The sequence below is a fragment of the Psychroserpens mesophilus genome, from assembly GCF_050617655.1.
GTDB lineage: Bacteria > Bacteroidota > Bacteroidia > Flavobacteriales > Flavobacteriaceae > Psychroserpens > Psychroserpens mesophilus_A.
This window is the reverse complement of record NZ_JBODQC010000010.1, coordinates 58,121-78,479: the sequence shown is the minus strand read 5'-3', so window position 1 is coordinate 78,479 and position 20,359 is coordinate 58,121. Positions and strand designations below refer to the sequence as shown.

At 32.9% G+C, this 20,359-nt stretch carries 19 protein-coding genes; 8 read left to right on the top strand and 11 right to left on the bottom strand.

What is annotated here, in order from left to right; genetic code table 11:
- Positions 1-145: 145 nt before the first annotated feature.
- The 4 genes from ACRHNM_RS14445 to ACRHNM_RS14430 form a co-directional block, all read right to left on the bottom strand.
- A complete protein-coding gene (locus ACRHNM_RS14445; RefSeq protein ID WP_431137361.1) occupies positions 146-1,312 on the bottom strand; it encodes a formimidoylglutamase in 1,167 nt (388 codons plus the stop codon).
- A 5-nt stretch (positions 1,313-1,317) separates the two neighbouring features.
- A complete protein-coding gene (topA, locus tag ACRHNM_RS14440) occupies positions 1,318-3,822 on the bottom strand; it encodes a type I DNA topoisomerase (RefSeq protein ID WP_431137360.1) in 2,505 nt (834 codons plus the stop codon).
- A gap of 166 nt (positions 3,823-3,988) precedes the next feature.
- Positions 3,989-4,432 carry a hypothetical protein gene (locus tag ACRHNM_RS14435; protein ID WP_431137359.1) on the bottom strand — a complete coding sequence of 148 codons (444 nt, stop codon included), beginning with the start codon at positions 4,430-4,432 and terminating at the stop codon, positions 3,989-3,991.
- Positions 4,433-4,476: 44 nt separating this feature from the next.
- Complete coding sequence (locus tag ACRHNM_RS14430; RefSeq protein WP_431137358.1) at positions 4,477-5,241, bottom strand: hypothetical protein; 765 nt, start codon at positions 5,239-5,241, stop codon at positions 4,477-4,479.
- A gap of 169 nt (positions 5,242-5,410) precedes the next feature.
- Between ACRHNM_RS14430 and miaB the strand changes: the two genes are divergently transcribed.
- From miaB to ACRHNM_RS14390, 8 genes are all read left to right on the top strand, one after another.
- A complete protein-coding gene (miaB, locus tag ACRHNM_RS14425; RefSeq protein ID WP_431137357.1) occupies positions 5,411-6,856 on the top strand; it encodes a tRNA (N6-isopentenyl adenosine(37)-C2)-methylthiotransferase MiaB in 1,446 nt (481 codons plus the stop codon).
- Between the two features lie 3 nt (positions 6,857-6,859).
- Positions 6,860-8,128 carry a sigma 54-interacting transcriptional regulator gene (locus tag ACRHNM_RS14420; RefSeq protein WP_431137356.1) on the top strand — a complete coding sequence of 423 codons (1,269 nt, stop codon included), beginning with the start codon at positions 6,860-6,862 and terminating at the stop codon, positions 8,126-8,128.
- A 78-nt stretch (positions 8,129-8,206) separates the two neighbouring features.
- The gene (locus ACRHNM_RS14415; RefSeq protein ID WP_431137355.1) at positions 8,207-8,713 is read left to right on the top strand and encodes an LptE family protein; all 507 of its coding nucleotides are present in this window, start codon (positions 8,207-8,209) and stop codon (positions 8,711-8,713) included.
- A 132-nt stretch (positions 8,714-8,845) separates the two neighbouring features.
- Positions 8,846-9,796 (top strand): hypothetical protein, encoded by a 951-nt coding sequence (locus ACRHNM_RS14410; RefSeq protein ID WP_431137354.1) that lies wholly within the window; start codon positions 8,846-8,848, stop codon positions 9,794-9,796.
- Between the two features lie 5 nt (positions 9,797-9,801).
- On the top strand, positions 9,802-10,161 hold the full coding sequence (secG, locus tag ACRHNM_RS14405) for a preprotein translocase subunit SecG (protein ID WP_431137353.1): 360 nt from the start codon (positions 9,802-9,804) through the stop codon (positions 10,159-10,161).
- 172 nt (positions 10,162-10,333) lie between these two features.
- The gene (gene groES / locus ACRHNM_RS14400; protein WP_091423334.1) at positions 10,334-10,609 is read left to right on the top strand and encodes a co-chaperone GroES; all 276 of its coding nucleotides are present in this window, start codon (positions 10,334-10,336) and stop codon (positions 10,607-10,609) included.
- Positions 10,610-10,708: 99 nt separating this feature from the next.
- A complete protein-coding gene (gene groL / locus ACRHNM_RS14395; RefSeq protein ID WP_431137352.1) occupies positions 10,709-12,343 on the top strand; it encodes a chaperonin GroEL in 1,635 nt (544 codons plus the stop codon).
- 269 nt (positions 12,344-12,612) lie between these two features.
- Positions 12,613-15,027, top strand: coding sequence for a hypothetical protein (locus ACRHNM_RS14390; protein WP_431137351.1), 2,415 nt, complete (start codon positions 12,613-12,615; stop codon positions 15,025-15,027).
- Between the two features lie 13 nt (positions 15,028-15,040).
- Here the strand turns inward: ACRHNM_RS14390 and ACRHNM_RS14385 are convergent, their stop codons facing one another.
- From ACRHNM_RS14385 to xrtF, 7 genes are all read right to left on the bottom strand, one after another.
- Positions 15,041-15,430, bottom strand: coding sequence for a hypothetical protein (locus tag ACRHNM_RS14385; protein WP_431137350.1), 390 nt, complete (start codon positions 15,428-15,430; stop codon positions 15,041-15,043).
- Positions 15,431-15,485: 55 nt separating this feature from the next.
- The gene (locus tag ACRHNM_RS14380; RefSeq protein WP_431137349.1) at positions 15,486-15,926 is read right to left on the bottom strand and encodes a hypothetical protein; all 441 of its coding nucleotides are present in this window, start codon (positions 15,924-15,926) and stop codon (positions 15,486-15,488) included.
- Positions 15,927-16,030: 104 nt separating this feature from the next.
- Positions 16,031-16,384: a heavy-metal-associated domain-containing protein gene (locus tag ACRHNM_RS14375; protein ID WP_431137348.1), complete on the bottom strand. Its 354-nt coding sequence runs from the start codon at positions 16,382-16,384 to the stop codon at positions 16,031-16,033.
- A gap of 33 nt (positions 16,385-16,417) precedes the next feature.
- Positions 16,418-18,658, bottom strand: a complete 2,241-nt coding sequence (locus ACRHNM_RS14370) for a TonB-dependent receptor domain-containing protein (protein WP_431137347.1) — start codon at positions 18,656-18,658, stop codon at positions 16,418-16,420.
- 168 nt (positions 18,659-18,826) lie between these two features.
- Positions 18,827-19,237, bottom strand: a complete 411-nt coding sequence (locus ACRHNM_RS14365; RefSeq protein WP_431137346.1) for an HYC_CC_PP family protein — start codon at positions 19,235-19,237, stop codon at positions 18,827-18,829.
- A gap of 70 nt (positions 19,238-19,307) precedes the next feature.
- Positions 19,308-19,736: an exosortase F system-associated membrane protein gene (locus tag ACRHNM_RS14360; RefSeq protein ID WP_431137345.1), complete on the bottom strand. Its 429-nt coding sequence runs from the start codon at positions 19,734-19,736 to the stop codon at positions 19,308-19,310.
- Positions 19,729-20,280, bottom strand: coding sequence for an exosortase family protein XrtF (gene xrtF / locus ACRHNM_RS14355; RefSeq protein ID WP_431137344.1), 552 nt, complete (start codon positions 20,278-20,280; stop codon positions 19,729-19,731). The genes ACRHNM_RS14360 and xrtF overlap by 8 nt, the downstream gene beginning before the upstream one ends.
- Positions 20,281-20,359: the final 79 nt, after the last annotated feature.

Here is a 20,359-nt window from a genome sequence, read left to right as displayed (position 1 = left end):
AAAAAGGGTTTATTTTTTTTAAGGCAGTAAACATATTTATATATTTTGTAAAAACCAATTTTTTTTACAGTTTTTTTGCACTTCATCCTAATTAATTAACATTTCGTCGATTAAAAAAACGTTAAAGTTTTAAAAGCTAAATATACTAAAAACTGTTCTTTTTATATGCTTTATACCATCTTTCTGGTATTTTTCCTTGACTAGCTTCCACATAATCTTCGTGCGTGCATGGTAATAACGTATGCTTTTTTAATTTATTATTGACGTTTGGCAAAAAAGGTATTTCTATCCACCAACGTCCTGTTTTTATACTTTTGTAGAATATAAGCTCCTCATCTTCAATTAGTACATTGTATTTTTGATAGTTATTCTCGTTTGTAAAATCATCATCATTCACCCTGCAATTAATACCTTCAATGAAATACCATATCATTTGTGAAATCAACATTGGAGTAGCGTCTAACTCTGTTGTAGTTTTAAATTCATAAATACCAAATGACGATACTTTATTACTAATTCCGGCATAACGTGAAATGGCACAAATTTCTTTCCCATTAAATCCATTAGGTGAATACTTTTGTTTTGCACCAACTTCAGCTGCACGAACAGATTTTAAATCTATGGTTACAATATGAGCATCACGCATTACAGGCTCTACCATATTTATATTATGTGTCACCTCTCCTAATCTATAAGCTTCAAAATAAAGTTTATCCATTAAATCTATTTCTTCTTGTGAATTGAAATAGGTTTGGTAACCAATAGCGGAATAATTAAATAAATTATAAGGTTGTTCTAATATGATTTTTCCGAGAAAGCTGTTGTTTTTCATTTCTACTGAAGCATCTCCTAAATCAAAATTACTGTCTACATTAACAATATTGACCATAGGAGCCATTGTATCATAAGCACGATAATTAGCATAGGTTAAATCTTGACTTCCTCCTATTATGATAGGTATAACCTTTTTTTCTATTAAAACAGAAATTATTGTACGAACTGCATAGTAAGTATCTTCAATGGTGGATCCTGCTGGAATATCACCTAAATCGGCAATATTAGTATACCAGTTTCCTGGAAACAGAGAATACAATGATGTACGGATAGTATCAAAGTGTAATTCTTCGCCAATATAATTAACATCATTACGATTTTCTTTAACACCTATAATTGCTAAAGCAACACCATCTAAATCTGGAATACCATTTTGAGAAGAATGTATTTTAATTTTTTTGCCTAAGGCTTGATCAGACAATAGTTCGTTATGAGCTAATACTGAATCTGTAACAGGAGACAAAAAATTAAAATTCATTGGTATTACTTTTTAGTAGCAGTTTTCTTTTTAGTAGTCTTCTTTTTTGTGGCAGTTTTTTTCTTAGGCGCTTTCTTTTCAATATGAGCCTTTGCTTCTTCTAAGGTCATGTCAGACACATCAACCGTTTTTGGAAGTTCCACTTTTATTTTTCCTTTAATTACATTATGTCTTCCCCAACGTGCTTTTTCTACACGAATACCTTCATCTTCCCAATGGTGAATTAATTTATCTTTTTCTTTCTGTATTTTATCTTCAATTAATTCTACAATATCATCATCTGATAAATTATCCCAATCGTACTTTTTATTCACATTAATGAACATGTTGTTCCATTTAATAAATGGACCGAAACGTCCTTTACCTTTTTGAACAGGTAAATCTTGATACATATATATAGGTGCATCAGCTTTTTGTTTTTCTTTAATAAGCTCAATAGCCTGATTCATTTCTACATCAGTTGGATTTGTACCAGCAGGAAGTGACACGAATTTCTTACCAAATTTAACATAAGGTCCAAAACGACCATTGTTAACTTCAACCGTTTCACCTTCGTATGTTCCTAATTTTTTTGGCAACTTGAAGAGTTCCATAGCCTCTTCATACGTAATGGTAGTTAATTGCTGATCTGGAGACAAACTGGCAAATTGAGGTTTCTCTTCATCCTCAACCGTTCCTATTTGAACCATTGGCCCAAACTTCCCTAAACGCACACTAACCTGCTTACCTGTCTTTGGATCTTTACCCAAAATACGTTCTCCAGATTCCCGTTCTGCGTTTTCAGCAACATCTTCAACTTTTGGATGAAATTCTTTGTAAAAATCTTTCATCATCTTTTTCCAGTCCTCTTTTCCTTCAGCAATTTCATCAAAATCGGCTTCCACTTTTGCTGTGAAATTGTAATCTAAAATGCCTCCAAAATGGTTTACCAGAAAATCAGTAACAATCATACCTATATCTGTTGGCACCAATTTACCTTTATCACTATTTACTTTTTCAGTAAGTGAATTGTCTTTTATGCTTCCATCCTGAAGCGTCAACTGTATATAATCTCTTTCAACACCTTCGTTAGAACCCTTTTCAACATAATTTCTATTCTGAATCGTTGAAATAGTTGGTGCATAAGTTGAAGGTCTTCCGATGCCAAGTTCTTCTAATTGTTTTACCAAAGAAGCTTCAGTATATCTATATGGTGGACGAGAAAAACGTTCGGTAGCAGTAATGTAACTATTTAATAAGGTTTCATTGACTTTCATTGCTGGCAACATGCCTTCCTGCTCTGTATCTTCATCATCAGTACCTTCTAAATACACTTTTAAAAAGCCTTCAAAAGTAATGACCTCACCATTAGCTGTAAATATGTTATTGTGAGTCGAAGCACTAATCTTCACATTAGTTCGCTCTAATAAGGCTTCACTCATTTGAGATGCGATGACACGTTTCCAAATTAAATCGTATAAACGCGCTTGATCTCTTTCAACATTAACAGTATGTTTAGCAAAATCTGTAGGTCGAATCGCTTCATGCGCTTCCTGAGCTCCTTTCGATTTTCCTTTATAATTTCTGGGCTTACTAAATTTTGAACCATAAGCACTTTCAATTTCAGCCTGAGCTCCTTTACGGGCTTCATCAGATAAATTGACGCTGTCTGTTCTCATGTAAGTTATCAAACCTGCTTCATACAAACGCTGCGCATTTTGCATGGTTCTACTCACAGAAAATCCTAATTTCCTGGAAGCTTCCTGTTGCAATGTAGATGTTGTAAAAGGTGCAGCAGGAGATTTTTTAGCTGGCTTTTTTTCTAAATTAGAAACTTTAAAATCAGCATTTGCATTAGATTCTAAAAACGCATATGCGTCTTCTTTAGATGAAAAATTCTTAGGAAGTTTTGCCTTAAATGTTTGTCCGTCTTCATTAGAAAACTCCGCATCTATACGATAAGAAGCTTCCGCAGTAAAATCAATAATTTCACGCTCACGTTCTACGATTAAGCGCACAGAAACAGATTGCACACGTCCAGCAGACAAACCACCTTTTACTTTTCTCCATAATATAGGAGATAATTCGTAACCAACAATACGATCCAATACACGCCTTGCTTGTTGTGCATCTACCAAATCGTAATCAATTCCTCTTGGATTTTCAATAGCTTTTTGAATTGCCGATTTTGTAATTTCATGAAAAACGATACGTTTCGTCTTTGCCTTATCTAATCCTAAAGTTTCAGCCAAATGCCAAGCAATAGCTTCTCCTTCACGATCCTCATCACTTGCCAACCAAACCGTTTCGGCTTTCTTGGCAAGATCTTTTAGTTTTTTAACGACATCTTTCTTGTCTTTTGAAACTTGATATTTAGGCTTAAAATCTCCCTCTACATCTACTCCTAATTCTTTTGAAGGTAAGTCGGCAATATGCCCAAAACTAGATTCTACTTTGAAATCTTTTCCAAGAAATTTCTCGATAGTTTTGGCTTTTGCTGGTGACTCTACAATAACTAAATTCTTCGGCATATTTGATTTTTTCAGGCTACAAATGTATGTGAAAAAAAATATATCATCCTAATTTTTAAAAATTTCAATTGTAGTTTATCTTAAAAAAGTGTGAGTTTATCTATATAAATTCACATAAAAAAAGTGAGAAAACAACCTCTCTGAGTAAAAATGACTTCCTATTAAATTACGGATACATATAAGTAATAGCTTCAGGAAAGCCTTCTATATTCAAAACAATTTCATTACTACCTTCTACACGTAAGTTTGCCAGGTTAAAAACACGACTTTGACTAAATACGGCTAAACACAATTCGTCATTTGTAAATACAAACTTTAAATAACGTTGCTCAGGTGATGATTCTGTAATAGTTCCAGAATCAACCAACACCATACTCCATGATTCTCCATCGCATCCACTTGCTGAGATTTCAATACTCAAACAGTCACCATTAATACTATAACCGACTAAAGCATATTCATTAGACACTGCGGTTTCGAAATAATCATTATCAATGATTACAGATTGCCCACAAACATTGTCTTGTATCTCATCGTCGTCATCACATTGGGTATTCATCAATAATAAAGGAATACATATAAGGGTAATAATAGTCTTAAATTGTTTCATAACTTCCGTTTTTTCTAAGATGCATCAATTCAAAAAAGGTTGCGTTAGAGGTTTGTGTTTTCATCTATTTTAGCAATTTCAGAATGCTCAAATCCAATAACTTGTTTGTATATTATATATAATGGTACACTTACAAATGATGCTGTAGCAAATATTCCAACAAAACACATTAAAAACCCAATGGTTTGCGCCAAAATTCCAGCTATTAAAGTTAATCCAAAAGTGATAAACCATTTTTTATTACCCAACTTAAAACTCAACTTTAAAAGGTTAGAAACAGTTAATTCAGGATTAAATGCATAAATGACAAATAGTAAATTCACAGGAACCATCACATAAATTATTGGGAGGTAACACAATAACATAGCCAGTAAAATAATTCCTAAATAAGCAAAAGCTAATGATATGGTTTTCCCTAAGTATGGTCGTTTTAAAAAATAAAAATAATCCTCTTTGGCTAACATATTCATGTCATACTGAAACATGATTCTATAAAAAGCTGTTTTTAGACCCAAAAGAACTATCGTTAAACCTACAACTAAGACAAAACTTACTAATAGAACTACAAGAAACATTAATGGCAAAATATCATCTGCCATACTTTGATTATTCTCTCCTATCATTCCAAAAGCAGACATTGGAATTGTAATAATAAATATTAAAGGTAATGAAAGTCCGAAACTTAATAATACAGTTATTAAACCCTGAACCCAAACTTTTTTAAACAATTCAATACTTTCAGAAAATATCTGACCGAAATCCAAGTGTCTTGCATTCTGAATTTTATGTTGAATTTCAGCTAATAACATGTATATCTTTGTGTTGATTGAGTTACCAAAGTAACTAAATTAATAACTCGTTTCAAAAGAAATTCTACGCTGACACTTTGTCATAATTTTCAAAAATAGTGTATCTTTGCATGCTTATTGACTCAATAATGCGATGATAACTATTGCTGGCACAAGCCGATACACATCTATGGAAAAAACAATAGACGAAAACAAACAAGGAGAATCACTTATTCTTGAAGCTAAACAAGGAAATAACCGTAAACTTTTTATTGAAAGTTATGGTTGTGCTATGAATTTTAGCGATAGTGAAATTGTAGCTTCTATTTTGTCTGAACAAGGATTCAACACTACCCAACGTCTTGAAGATGCCGATTTAGTTTTGGTAAATACATGCTCTATTCGTGATAAAGCCGAACAAACCGTTAGAAAACGTTTAGAAAAATACAATGCTGTAAAACGTATCAACCCAAAAATGAAAGTTGGTGTTTTAGGCTGTATGGCTGAACGTTTAAAGACTAAGTTTTTAGAAGAAGAAAAGATTGTCGATTTAGTTGTTGGTCCAGATGCTTACAAAGATTTACCCAACCTTTTAGCAGAAGTTGATGAAGGTCGAGACGCCATTAATGTCATCCTTTCTAAGGAAGAAACCTATGGTGATATTTCTCCTGTTCGTTTAAACAGCAATGGTGTAACTGCTTTTGTATCGATTACTCGTGGTTGTGATAACATGTGTACGTTTTGCGTAGTTCCATTTACCAGAGGACGTGAACGCAGTCGTAATCCACAAAGTATTATTGAAGAAATTAATGATTTATGGGATAAAGGCTTCAAGGAAATTACGCTTTTAGGTCAAAATGTTGACAGTTATTTATGGTATGGTGGTGGACTCAAAAAAGATTTCTCAAAAGCAAGTGACCTGCAAAAAGCGACTGCAGTAAATTTTGCTCAGTTGTTAGAATTATGTGCAAAGGCGCAACCAAAAATGCGAGTTCGTTTTTCAACAAGTAATCCTCAAGATTTGACTTTGGATGTTATTGAAACTATGGCGAAATTCGATAACATCTGCAAACACATTCATTTACCTGTTCAAAGCGGAAGTAATCGTATCTTAAAAGAAATGAATCGTTTACATACAAGAGAAGAATATTTTGAACTCATTGATAATATCAGAAGAATTCTTCCCGAATGTTCAATTAGTCAAGACTTAATTGCAGGTTTTCCAACCGAAACCGAACAAGATCACCAGGATACGTTGAGTTTAATGGAGTATGTAAAGTATAATTTTGGTTATATGTTTACATATTCTGAACGACCAGGAACTATGGCTGAGCGCAAACTGGATGATGATATTCCTGAAGAGATTAAGAAACGACGTTTGTCCGAAATTGTCCAACTACAACGTGAACATAGCGAAATAAGAACCAAAGAATACCTCAACACTACTGTTGAAGTTTTAATAGAGCGCGAATCAAAAAAATCCAGTGACCAGTGGTCTGGAAGAACCTCACAGAATATTGTTGCAGTCTTTCCAAAAGAACATTATAACGTTGGAGATTTGGTGTATGTCGATGTAACCGATTGTACGAGTGCTACACTAATTGGTGAGGCTACAGGCTATTCAAAAGATAATTAATATATGGAATCAATTCAAGCCATAAAACAACGTTTCGGAATTATAGGAAACAACGAAAAACTTAATCGTGCCATTGAAAAAGCGATTCAGGTATCACCTACTGATATTTCGGTATTGGTTACAGGTGAAAGTGGTGTTGGTAAAGAAAGTATTCCAAAAATCATACACCAGTTATCACACCGCAAACACGGTAAATACATTGCCGTAAACTGTGGTGCAATTCCTGAAGGCACTATAGACAGTGAACTTTTCGGACATGAAAAAGGCGCTTTTACAGGAGCTACTTCAACACGTTCTGGTTATTTTGAAGTTGCCGATGGTGGCACCATATTTTTAGATGAAGTTGGCGAATTACCTTTAACTACTCAAGTACGTTTACTTCGTGTTTTAGAAAATGGCGAGTTTATTAAAGTAGGCTCTAGTAAAGTCCAAAAAACGAATGTTCGCATTGTGGCAGCTACAAACGTAAATATGTTTGAAGCCATAAAAAAAGAAAGATTTCGCGAAGATTTATACTACAGGTTAAGCACAGTCGAGATCAACATACCTCCTTTGAGAGAACGTCAGCAAGACATTCACTTACTATTTAGAAAATTTGCAAGTGACTTTGCACTTAAATACAAAATGCCAACGATTAAGCTTAATGATGATGCCGTAGATATTTTATTGAAATTTCGTTGGAATGGAAACATCAGACAATTACGTAATGTTGCCGAGCAAATTTCAGTACTGGAACAAAATCGAACTATTAGCGCTTCAACACTCAGAGGTTATTTACCAAGCACATCAAACAATTTACCAGCTGTTATCAATACCACAAAAGCTGAAAGTGATTTTAGCAATGAACGTGAAATTCTATATAAGGTTCTTTTTGACATGAAAAGTGACCTTAATGATCTTAAAAAACTCACCATGGAACTCATGAAAAGCGGTAACGCCAATGAGGTTCAAAAAGATAATGAACATTTAATTCAGAAAATATATGGTGATGATGAAAAAGAATCTTACGACAATGAGTTCGAAGACTTAGAGGTATTATCTATTGCTGAAAAAAACGATAATATCGTTGAAACTAATGAAGATAACACTCAGGATAAATATCATTTTGCTGAAGAAATTGAAGAAGAAGAAACATTATCTTTACATGATAAAGAGTTAGAACTCATTAAAAAATCACTGGAGCGCCATAATGGAAAACGCAAACTAGCTGCAGCAGAATTAGGCATAAGTGAGCGTACGTTATACAGAAAAATAAAACAATACGATCTTTAAGAAAAGTTTATGAAGACATTAGTAATTTTAGGTGCTTATACAACGTTTTTTTTGTTTCGTTCAACTAATACTTATTAAATGAAAATCTTCAAAAAAATAATTCTGCTTTGCTCACCAGTACTTCTTTTAGGGTGTGGTCCATACTCATTTACAGGAACCTCAATTGCAGATAATATTGAAACGTTTCAGGTTAATTATTTTCAAAATACTGCAGCACTTGTTGAGCCTGGATTAGATAGAGATTTCACTTTAGCATTACAAGATTTAATTTTAAACCAAACCAATTTAAGTATTGTAAATTCTGGTGGAGACTTAGTATATGAAGGTGAAATTATAGAATACCGGATTTCCCCAACGACGGCACAAGCCAACAGTACAGCAGCACAAAACAGATTAACCATTGGTGTCAATGTCAGGTTTTATGACAAAAACGAACCAGAAGAAGAATTTGAGCAACGCTTTTCTTTCTTTTATGATTATGCTGGGAGCTCACAATTGATAGGCTCTCAAAAAGACACAGCTATTGAAGAGATTTTTGAACGCATCACTCAAGATATATTCAATGCTACTTTAGCAAAATGGTAATTAAGGTGTTTAGATGTTTAGATGTTTAGATGTTTAGATGTTTAGATGTTTAGATGTTTAGATGTTTAGATGTTTAGAAAAATTGTAATTTTACATCTTATAACCAAAACTTTACAACTTTACAACTAAACATTGAACACAACCGACTTTACATACATACTTCAAAACCCTCAGGATATTACTTCTGATCAGACGCAACAATTACAAGAGCTAATTTCAGAGTTTCCGTATGCACAATCTGCAAGAGCCTTATATCTAAAAGGGCTTAAAAACAAAGACAGTTTCAAGTACAATCAAGAATTAAAAACGACTGCTGCTTATACCACAGATCGTAGCATTTTGTTTGACTATATTACTTCAGAAGCGTTCAATCAAAATGAAATATCTCAAATTATCAAACAAAACTCAGAACATTTGAAAAGCATTGTTGTTAATGAAGCTGATGACATTTCTATAGATAAAAGTGTTACTATTGATGATGCTTTAAAAGAACATGTAAAAAACACTAAAGGTGTACTTGATCCCTATTTATTTGAAGAAAAAGTAAAAATAGAAGATATTGCCAACTTTTTAGCATTACAAAATACTGCACCAGAACAAGTTATTCTGGATGTCGATGCTAAAAATATTGAAGAATCTCCTGAAAAAACTTTACAGATAGGAAAACCTTTAGACTTTAATAAATCTGAAACACATTCGTTTACAGAATGGCTAAAAATAACAAGTTTCAAACCTATTAACAGAGACGATTTAAGTAATGCTTCAGAAGAAAAAAGTGATCCCAACTCTGAAAGATCAGATAGCACAATTACCAAAAAATTTGAGCTTATCGACAAGTTTTTAGAAAGTAATCCAAAAATAATTCCTTCAAAAGACACACCCAAAATAGAACTAAAACTCGATGACACGGTTAAGCATGACGGCTTAATGACAGAGACTTTAGCTAGAATTTACCTCGAACAAAAAAACTATGAAAAAGCAATTCAATCTTATAAAATTTTAAGTTTGAAATATCCAGAAAAAAGTGGTTTCTTTGCAGACCAAATTAAAGCAGTCAAACAATTACAAGAAAATAATATATAGAACTAATGAATACGTTTACAATATTTTTAATCCTTATCGTACTAGTGGCCTTTTTACTAGTCGTTGTCGTTATGGTACAAAATCCTAAAGGTGGTGGATTATCATCTTCTTTTGGAGGAGGAGGCACTCAGCAATTAGGTGGTGTTAAAAAAACAACCGACTTTTTAGACAAGAGTACTTGGGCGTTAGCGACCTTATTACTGGCATTAATATTAGCCTCAAATTTTGCTATTCCTGGGGCTGGTGGTTCGCAAGATTCTAAAGTAATTAATGGAGAAAACACAGAAACGTCAGTTCCTGCAACAACTCCAGATACATCAATTGACGATAATACTGCAACTTCAACAGATTCTATTGGAGGATAATCATTACGATTACATAAAAAATTTACAATGCCAGCTTTTGAGTTGGCATTTTTTATTTCTATCAATTCAACACTTCAATCTGTAAGTTTGTCAGTTAAAAAATAGCTGGCACATTTTTAGCATAACGCATAGCGTTAACAATAAACTTTTTAATAAAAAAACTTACATAACAATGAGCTTAAACATTAAACCATTAGCAGACAGAGTTCTTATTGAACCTGTAGAGGCTGAAACGAAGACAGCTTCAGGAATTATTATTCCAGACAACGCAAAAGAAAAACCACAGAAAGGTAAAGTTGTTGCTGTTGGTAAAGGCACAAAAGACGAACCAATGACTGTTAAATCTGGTGATACTGTTCTTTACGGAAAGTATGCAGGAACAGAACTAAAACTAGAAGGTAAAGATTACCTCATTATGCGTGAGAGTGATATTCTGGCGATTGTTTAAACAATACTGTCATTCCGTACTTGATGCGGAATCCAATTAAATTTAATAAAAACAAATAGATTCCTGCCTTCGCAGGAATGACAAAAAAAACTAAAAAAAATGGCAAAAGACATAAAATTTGATATTGAAGCACGTGACGGATTAAAACGCGGTGTAGACGCATTAGCAAATGCAGTGAAAGTAACCTTAGGACCAAAAGGTCGTAACGTGATCATCAGCAGATCATTTGGAGCTCCACAAGTTACTAAAGATGGTGTTTCTGTAGCTAAAGAAATTGAGCTGGACAATGAACTTGAAAATATGGGAGCTCAAATGGTTAAAGAAGTGGCTTCTAAGACCAATGATTTAGCAGGTGATGGTACAACTACGGCAACTGTTTTAGCACAGGCAATCGTTAAAGAAGGCTTAAAAAACGTTGCTGCTGGAGCAAACCCGATGGATTTAAAACGCGGTATTGACAAAGCTGTTGAGGCAATAGTTAAAAATCTTGAAAAACAATCTAAAAAGGTAGGAAGTTCATCTGAAATGATCAAACAGGTTGCTGCTATTTCAGCAAATAATGATGATACTATTGGCGAATTAATCGCTAAAGCTTTTGGCAAAGTAGGAAAAGAAGGTGTGATTACCGTTGAAGAAGCTAAAGGAATGGAAACTTATGTTGATGTTGTAGAAGGTATGCAATTTGACAGAGGTTATTTGTCACCTTATTTCGTTACCGATTCTGATAAAATGGTTGCCGATTTAGAAAACCCATACATCTTATTATTCGATAAGAAAATTTCTAACTTACAGGAAATCCTTCCAATTCTGGAACCAGTTGCTCAATCTGGTCGACCATTATTAATTATTGCTGAAGATGTAGAAGGTCAAGCCTTAGCTACTTTAGTTGTTAACAAATTACGTGGTGGACTCAAAATAGCTGCTGTAAAAGCACCAGGATTTGGAGATCGTCGTAAAGCAATGCTTGAAGATATCGCTATTCTAACAGGAGGCGTGGTGATTTCTGAAGAACGAGGATTCTCTCTTGAAAATGCCGATTTAAGTATGTTAGGAACTGCTGAATCCGTAATGATTGATAAAGACAACACAACCATCGTAAATGGCTCTGGAAAATCTTCAGATATCAAAGCAAGAGTGAATCAAATTAAAGCTCAAATTGAAACAACTACAAGCGATTACGACAAAGAAAAACTACAAGAACGCTTAGCTAAATTAGCTGGTGGTGTGGCCGTTTTATATGTTGGTGCTGCTTCAGAAGTTGAAATGAAAGAAAAGAAAGATCGTGTTGATGATGCTTTACATGCAACAAGAGCTGCTGTTGAAGAAGGTATCGTTGCAGGTGGTGGAGTTGCTTTAGTGAGAGCTAAATCTGTTCTTGAAAAAATTACAACTGAAAATTTAGATGAAACTACCGGAATTCAAATTGTTGCACGTGCAATCGAATCTCCTTTACGCACTATCGTTGAAAATGCAGGTGGAGAAGGTTCTGTCGTTATTAATAAAGTTTTAGAAGGCAAAAAAGACTTTGGTTTTGATGCTAAAACGGAAACTTATGTTGACATGCTTAAAGCTGGAATTATCGATCCTAAAAAAGTAACACGTATTGCTTTAGAAAATGCAGCATCTGTTGCTGGAATGATTTTAACTACTGAATGTGCATTAGTTGACATTAAAGAAGATGAACCAGCTGGTGGAATGCCACCAATGGGAGGCGGAATGCCAGGAATGATGTAGTGACAAATCACTACGTATGACACTTTTGTGTTTGAACTATATAAAAAAAGCCTTTGATAGTCATCAAAGGCTTTTCTTTTGAAGAGTTTAATCTTAAGATCTGTTTTCAAAACATGAAATACATTTGGTCTCGAATTGATTTTTTCAATCATCCTTATTAAAACTTCATAAATCATCAACTGCTATGACCAATTCTAAACTATCTTAAATTAAGTTTAAAGTTTTCTTATTTTCTTCAATATTTCATAGATTTAGAAAAAATACTACACATGAAATACTGCATCTACCTTTTCCTTACCTGTGTTACGTTCAGCTTATACTCTCAAGAAGAAAAATCCATTCAAAAAGCTTATCTAAACTACTTTGAATTACCCAGAGAAACACTCTACACCCATCTAAATAAAACCACATTTATAGTTGGTGAAGAAGTTTGGTTTAAGACATATGTTCACGAAAGACATAGCAATTTACCTTCAAAAGCCACCACTAATATAAATGTCGGTATATACGACGACCATGGCAACCTAATTGAAAACAAACTATGGCTTGCCAATAATGGTGGAGCAAACGGAAATATTCTGATTGATTCTACCTATACTACAGGTGACTATTTTATAAAAGCATCTACAAATTGGATGAAAAACTTTCAAGAAAGCGATGCATTTGTCCAAAAGATAAGAATCATTGCTGGTGACTACGACGACATTAAACCAGAAGTTAAAACCAACACCTATGATTTTCAATTCTTACCTGAAGGAGGTCATTTGTTAACTGGAATCAACAACACCTTGGGTTTTAAAGTCATTGACACACATGGTAAAGGCGTTTATGCTTCAGGATCAATTTATGATGAAAATAATGAAGAAGTGGCTACTTTTAAAAGTAATACGTTTGGCATTGGAAAGTGCTTGTTTAAGCCCTCAAGTGGAAAAAACTATACTGCTAAAATTGAATTAAAAAATGGGTACGTTTTTACAAAAGCTATCGAAGATATCAAAGATTACGGAATTAATATTTCAGTTAATAATTTATTACCTGAAAAAGTTTATATTAACATTCAAACTAATGAACAGACACTCCATACTATAAAAGGTAAAGAATATAAGTTAGTGCTTCATAAAAATGGCATGATGAAAAGTATTCCTTTTTTGTTTGAATCTAGCACTACAAAACCATTTATTATTTCGAAGTCAGACTTATTTAAAGGCATTAATATCTTTACAGTGTTTGATAATAATGATAAGCCCTTGGTCGAACGCTTAATTTATAATACCAATCCCATAATCAATAAGACAAAAGTTATCGTTAACCAAACTAAATCTGAAAATGATTCTCTTTACTTTTCAATTTATACGCTTAATAAAAACATTCCTAATGAAAACAAAGCGTTAAACAATATAAGTATCTCGATTTTACCTGAAACTTCAGTCGCCTACGATCCTGACCATAATATCATATCTGCTAATGAATTAAAGCCTTATTTAAAAGGTTATGTAGAAAAACCTGGTTATTATTTTGCTGACACGACCAGTAAAACAACATATGATCTTGATCTCTTATTACTTACTCAAGGTTGGAGCAGATATAACTGGAACTCCGTATTTAATAATGTGCCTGAAAAACGATTTGAATTTGAAAATGGTGTCACGTTAACAGGTAAGGTTAATTTTGATGTTAAAATTAACAGATTGAAATTACAGGAACCTGAACTTATTGGTTACAGATGGTTTGATATAGACGTTAAAAATGACAATACGTTTGAGGTGAAAAACTATTTCCCACTCAAAGACGAAATCATTAGAATAGCATATATTGATAAAGAAAGTGAACTGGCCAAACCAAAACTTTACATCAATTGCAAATTGAGTCCTTTAGACGATTTAATATCAAAAACAGATTTAATTAGAAATAATTCTATCTTATTAGATACACCCCTTCCGGAAGATGTAGGTTCAAAAGATTTTTTTTACGATGCTGAAATTGAGTTAGATGAAGTTTTAATTAAAGGTAAAGCAAAAGAAAACCGTGTTGAATCTATTGGTATGCAGATAAACAACCGCACATTTAAAGATAATTACACAAATATCACAATAAAGGAAGCCACACAATTTCGTACAATTGCAGATTTAATTCGAGCTGATGGTAAATTCAATGTTACTCCCACTGAATTTGGAGGATTAAGAATAACAACCTTAGCCCGAAATACTTTAAATTCTAATAGATCTCCAGCTGTGTTTGTAGATGATGTTCCTATTTCAGATTTTAGTTTTTTAACATCTATAAACACCGCAGATGTTGAAGGCATTTTAATTGATAAGAATGGTTTTGGATTAGGAATGAATGGTACAAATGGCGTTATTAGAATTTATACCAGAAGAACACCTTTAGAGGAGTTTAACATAGAAAAGAGTTTTGCTCACATAAGTACAGCAAACGCTGGATTTACTAATCCTAAAACGTTTTATTCGCCTCGTTATAAAAGTTATCAATCAAAATTATTTAAAGAATACGGTACTATTGGATGGTTGCCAAATGTATATTTAAAGCATAATGTTTCTGGTACATTTCAACTTCCAAATACAAATACTGATAAAATTAATCTCTATATTGAAGGGTATGATAGTATTGGAAATTTTATTTCTCAAATAGTTATGTTAAATATTAACACCAGTAAAAGCAATTAGAAATTACTATATATTATTCATACTGGTAAGTCAAGACACGTTCCGTTGGACTCTGAAAAAACATTTTGTCTTTAGTCTGTTTAGTCAATCGACCTAGATTATCAAATTCATAGTCGACTGATAACGTTATGGTTCTGGTTGGATCTGCAGTCACACTATATGTGTAACCAGTTAAATAATTTTCACCCAACTCAGCTAATTGTTTAAAAGCATAGTTTCCAGACTGAACTAACATTATATTATTTCTCCATTGTAATCCATAACGATATCGTTCTTTTTGGTAAGGCTCACTTGCTAAATCTGTTGAATACGTGAATGTTGCAGTTCCGTCAACATCGTCACCATATCCACTTGCGCTGAAACCCGTTAAATTCTCATTAGCATAAGATGCATTCCAAGACACTGTATTGTCTTCATTTTGATAGTGTACTATTTGGTTGTTATCATTTAGAGTAAAGTTATATGAGCTTTCTGAAGTTATAACACCATATATTATCCAAAGAAAAATTTGTAGCTAAAATTTGATTTCCTGTGTATTCATATTGACTTTCACTATTTTGATTTAGCGCAGGAAAAGATCTCGTAGAATTAATGAGGCGATCATCTGTATCATAGGTATATGTTGCATTTCCAGAAGCAACTCCATCATTAAAGAATTCAATCGAAGTCATTTTCCCGTCTGTAAACACTTGTAATTGATAATTACCTGATCCGTAATCAATTTTAGTATTTAAGTTATTACTGATTGTATAATTTATTGGAGAGGCTTGATTTAAAGTCTCTTGTATAGCAACCAACTCGTTTGAAGGTTGAACAGCGTTATCTACTGAATCCTCTTCACAAGAGGTATACATAATAGAAACAAATAAGACAAAGATTAACTTACAGATAGTTTTCATGATTGATTTAGTGTAACAGGTTTATATAAATCCAAACCTCAATTATAATGCCATAATGGTTATATAATTGAGGCAAGTTAATCTATTATTTAATATGTTTTGTATTAATTTTTATGATCGTCTTTCACAGCTTCATCGCGATATTTACAACATGGATGCACAGAATTATAAGCTTCATCTGTAGCTTTTACTTCTTTAGTGTCATGACCTACCGCAACTATACTTTTTGTAACAGCATCTAAATTTGTCTTTCGTGCATCATAAATGAGCTTCAATTCATGAGTTTCAACATTCCAAATAGCAGACTTAACACCTTTGGTTCTTATGGCTGCTTTTTCAATACGTTCTTTACACATTAAGCACACACCATCAACTTCTAAAGAACCCTTGGCATTCTTATCTTGTGCAAAAGCAATTGTCGTAATCATTAAGCATAGTACCATTACTATTTTTTTCATAATTATAAATTTTAAGGTTTGTTATATTTTGATTTATTTGATTTTAAAACGTAATCCAGCGTAATACATGCTTCCAAAAATTGGACCATATACAAATGTAGTATCAAAATTTGAACCAAACGGATCATCAGCTCCTAAAATTGGATTGTCCTGTCTTACATTTGTAATATTCTCACCTCCAACATATATTTCAAATTTGGGAGAAAACACTTTTGTTACTTGCGCATTCAACGTTCCAACCGTTGGCGATTCTTCAGGTAATCTAAGTTCTATTGGATTAGAACTTGTTGAAGCAAAACGCTGTTCACTTAACCAATTATAGGTCACATCAAATTTCCAGTGAGAGAACTCTCCTTCTTCCTTATGAGTTTCATATGATGTATTTGCAAAAAAACGATGTTTAGGTGTTAGTGGCATTGATAATTTTCCGGTAAGATAATCCGTTTGTACATCATAGTATTTATAAGCTGTTCTGAAATCGAAATGTTCAAACGCATTATAATTTAACTCTACTTGCAAACTATTAGCATAACTATCACCTTTCAAATTATAGAAATTGACTTCTTGCGGATTTTCCCAATCTACAACCACTTGATTCTGAAAATCGGTTCTGTAATAATCAAAAGTGACATCGCCTTTTCTTCCGAAGAGATTAAAACCTTGCAGATAAGACACACCATAATTCCATGCAATTTCTGGGTCTAATCCATAAATATTTCCATTTGTATTTAAAATATTAATCGTTCTAGACGTTGCAAACATGCTTTGGTTTTCAGCAAAAATATTAGCACTGCGTTTTCCTCTGCCTATTGAAAATCTTAAAGCCGCTTTTTCCCAAGGTGTATACCTCAAGTGCAATCGAGGCGTAATAAATTCTCCCAGCAGATTATGGGTGTCGAACCGAAGTCCCGCAGTTAAAGTCAACTTATCTAAGTTATCGTAAGCATACTCAAAAAAGCCTCCAAAAGAGCGCTCACTTCGTTCAAAATTGGTATTAATTGCTAACTCATCATAATGGTCATAAGTAAAACTTACACCTGTTTTAATTTTGTGTCTCGAATCACTAATTATAGAATTATAAACCACATTAGAATATACGCTGTTATGATTAATATCATATCGATTCAACCCATAATAAGAGTCTTGCTTATGTGTACTATAAGCAAACTGGACGCCTAAACTTTGCCAAGGAATTTCTGGGTTGACGTATCCAAACTTAGTGGTCAGTTCGAAACGTTCTGTATCAATTTCACTTCCCCAAAAATTTGTCGTCAGTTTATCTCTATCTGGATCGAAATCTAATTGTCCTGCTTGCTTGGCATCATTAAGATATTTTATATTAATGAAACTGACCAAGCCTTTTTCTGGATTTGTATATTGCCAACGATTCATCACGTTAATTTGATTATACAAAGGCATGTCTAGAAATCCGTCATCATTTACATCGTGTTCTGCCTGATGTGTATTTCCATGAATGTAAAATCCTGTACTCCACTTATCACTCACTTCAGTATTAAAATGGGTGTTTAATTCCATCCGCTCACTACTTGCTCCATATAAGTTAACAAAAAACCGGTTATCTGTTGAAGGCTTCTGAAGCTCGGTATTAATCTGGCCTGCAATACTTTCAAAACCGTTAGTAACACTTCCTGCTCCTTTTGTAATTTGTATACTCTCAACCCAAGTCCCTGGGATAAAACTTAAACCAAAAGCCTGAGAAGCTCCTCGAATAGAAGGTACGTTTTCTGTGGTGATTAAAATATATTTACTCGTTAATCCTAACATTTTAATTTGTCGCGTTCCAGTGAGTGCATCTGAAAAGTTAACATCTATTGATGGATTGGTTTCAAAGCTCTCTGATAAATTGCAGCAAGCTGCTTTAAGCAATTCATCACTACTTACTGTAATTACATTTGCAGCTTTCATGTAAGATTTTACTGTTGATTGTTTTCGAGACGTAATGGTTACCTCATCTAATTCACTGGTAGATTTAAGGTAGTGCTTTAAGTATTTTGGTCGGTTTATGATTAAAGTATCTGTTTGATAACCAACATAACTAATTATTATTTGTTTGTAACTCGATTCATATGGAATGGTAAATTTTCCATCGATATCTGTAACAGCACCAACAGAAGTGTTTAACCAAAACACATTAGCTCCAACTACTGGAAATGATTTGCTTTCGGTATTAGCTTCCAAAACTTCACCAGATAACTGGTCTTGTGAAGACATCAAAACAGGAAGCATAAGTATGATGTATATTATATGTTTCATTTAATTGTAGGTTTTAAAACCATGACTACAGTTTTCAAAACATTCTCAAAGAACGTCTAAAGCAATTTTATAATGAAGTATGAACATGTCATGATTTTGATTTTTTTGTATATCAAATTCGTATGGATTTATTACAAACCATACTTAAAAATAAAATATACTGGTAAATCAAATTAAGAAAACCTCATCAAGCACTTGAATATCATAAATGAGATTAGGAGGAGAATACTGTTTATGAGGAATGATAAGGTTAGGCAATTCCTCAAGACTGTTGTAAGAGAAAATATATGAAACGACAAATACCTGTTGTTCAAAAGCGATGTCTTCAAATTGAGAACGTTTAAGTTTGTCTTGACCTTTAACAACCTCTAATTCATCTTTGCAACAATGTTTTTTTGTGATTTTAGATTGCTCTATTTCAAAAGCTTCCATCTTACACTTTTGTGCTTCAGTAAATACAGCAGAATCAATTAAAACATCTCCACAAAAATGTTTTTCCACAGTGAAAGACACTGTAGAAAACAATACTAAAACAGCCATTAAAGCTGAAAAGAATTTATGTAAGATTTGTTTTAACATAAAAAAAATTGAACTACAAAATTACAAAAAAGATAATTACAAGATTCCTATTTGAATTAAAATTAACCATTTACTGTTTCAGTTTATAATAATAAAATGCTGGCAATAAGAGCAATAATAATATAGGCTGAATTAAAAAACGTCTTAAATTGAAAAACAAATAGTAGTCTTCCTGACGTGGATGAATTACAAAGTATAAAAACACAGCTATTAATATAACATAAGCTACAGCAAATACAGCAATTGAAAATTTAACAATAGACTTGTCTTTAAAAAACAGATAAATAACACCTAATGATATACCTGAATTAAGAAGATATCTTATCGTTGTGTAAACGCTTAATTTAAAAATCTCACGTCTAGGAGAATCAATATGCAAATAATCATTTTTGAAAAACAAAAGGTAGGGATCATAAAAAAGTTCATTTTCAAAAACACGAATAAGCACCAACATACCAAACAACACAAAGAGCAATATAATTGTAATGGGTTTACGCATTTGCTTTCTCGAGTTTAGAAAATCGATTCACCCAAAACATCCAAAGCAGAAAAACCATTCCGTAAATAATTAATGGAAAAATTACAGTATGTAAAATTTCACGTCGCCAAGGATAGTTATAAAGTCCGATAGACAAAATAACAATTCGAAATAAATTAACAGCATAAATTAAAACGCTTCCTGAAAGCAAGTACAAAAATGTAGCTTTAAATTTTCCCGAAAACGCTATTATAAAAGAAATAAACAGAATGATAACACTTATAGAATTACAGCCTTCTACTACTCTAGCCACGAATTTACCATTGATAATGAGCTTCATTGATGGTTCATCTGGATGTGGAATAACCTGAGCGTTATAACCAACTGCATGCAAAAGCATATCGCATTGTCTGGCTACCAAATTGGTAAAATAATCAGGATAAAATTTTGAGCCATCAGATAAATCCAAATAAAACTTATAAGCTAAAGTCAATACAAAATAAACTGTTAGAAAGGTTAAAATAAACTTTACGACAGATTTATATTTAAGAAAAAGGGCTTTCAATAGCGATGTATTTTATTACGTTAAAATTATATAAAATGAATATAGAAACTACACTTTTTAAATACTTTTACCAAAATTT

Coding starts and splice junctions, on each gene's coding strand:
- ACRHNM_RS14365 (WP_431137346.1), bottom strand. CDS start 19,237: ATGTTAAAACAAATCTTACATAAATTCTTTTCAGCTTTAATGGCTGTT.
- ACRHNM_RS14390 (WP_431137351.1), top strand. CDS start 12,613: ATGAAATACTGCATCTACCTTTTCCTTACCTGTGTTACGTTCAGCTTA.
- topA (WP_431137360.1), bottom strand. CDS start 3,822: ATGCCGAAGAATTTAGTTATTGTAGAGTCACCAGCAAAAGCCAAAACT.
- miaB (WP_431137357.1), top strand. CDS start 5,411: ATGGAAAAAACAATAGACGAAAACAAACAAGGAGAATCACTTATTCTT.
- ACRHNM_RS14380 (WP_431137349.1), bottom strand. CDS start 15,926: ATGAAAACTATCTGTAAGTTAATCTTTGTCTTATTTGTTTCTATTATG.
- ACRHNM_RS14415 (WP_431137355.1), top strand. CDS start 8,207: ATGAAAATCTTCAAAAAAATAATTCTGCTTTGCTCACCAGTACTTCTT.
- ACRHNM_RS14420 (WP_431137356.1), top strand. CDS start 6,860: ATGGAATCAATTCAAGCCATAAAACAACGTTTCGGAATTATAGGAAAC.
- ACRHNM_RS14375 (WP_431137348.1), bottom strand. CDS start 16,384: ATGAAAAAAATAGTAATGGTACTATGCTTAATGATTACGACAATTGCT.
- secG (WP_431137353.1), top strand. CDS start 9,802: ATGAATACGTTTACAATATTTTTAATCCTTATCGTACTAGTGGCCTTT.
- groL (WP_431137352.1), top strand. CDS start 10,709: ATGGCAAAAGACATAAAATTTGATATTGAAGCACGTGACGGATTAAAA.
- ACRHNM_RS14430 (WP_431137358.1), bottom strand. CDS start 5,241: ATGTTATTAGCTGAAATTCAACATAAAATTCAGAATGCAAGACACTTG.
- ACRHNM_RS14370 (WP_431137347.1), bottom strand. CDS start 18,658: ATGAAACATATAATATACATCATACTTATGCTTCCTGTTTTGATGTCT.
- groES (WP_091423334.1), top strand. CDS start 10,334: ATGAGCTTAAACATTAAACCATTAGCAGACAGAGTTCTTATTGAACCT.
- ACRHNM_RS14445 (WP_431137361.1), bottom strand. CDS start 1,312: ATGAATTTTAATTTTTTGTCTCCTGTTACAGATTCAGTATTAGCTCAT.
- ACRHNM_RS14435 (WP_431137359.1), bottom strand. CDS start 4,432: ATGAAACAATTTAAGACTATTATTACCCTTATATGTATTCCTTTATTA.
- ACRHNM_RS14360 (WP_431137345.1), bottom strand. CDS start 19,736: ATGCGTAAACCCATTACAATTATATTGCTCTTTGTGTTGTTTGGTATG.